Origin of the sequence: Bradyrhizobium campsiandrae (assembly GCF_014529705.1) — a bacterium.
Taxonomy (GTDB): Bacteria; Pseudomonadota; Alphaproteobacteria; order Rhizobiales; family Xanthobacteraceae; genus Bradyrhizobium; species Bradyrhizobium campsiandrae.
This window is the reverse complement of the sequence record NZ_JAANIH010000419.1, coordinates 1-242: the sequence shown is the minus strand read 5'-3', so window position 1 is coordinate 242 and position 242 is coordinate 1. Positions and strand designations below refer to the sequence as shown.

The 242-nt window shown below is 61.2% G+C and carries 1 pseudogene; it reads left to right on the top strand.

From position 1 onward, the window contains the following. Positions 1 to 242, top strand: a pseudogene (locus G8O24_RS43745) (ABC transporter substrate-binding protein); the annotation flags it as partial.

Genomic DNA, 242 nt, shown 5'->3' with positions numbered 1-242 from the left:
CGCCGATGCGGTGATCTGGAATCTCGACAAGGTGCTGAACGACAAGGCGCCGCAATTCGACAAGCGGCAGAGCGCACAGGTGAAGACCCGCCTGCCCTCCGTCGCCAGCTACGCCAAGATCGACGACATGACGGTCGAGCTCACCACCAAGGAGCCCGACAGCTTCCTGCCGATCAACCTCACCAATTTGTTCATGGCGAGCCCGGCAAAGTGGCAGCACTTCTACGAGAAGGCGGAAGGCG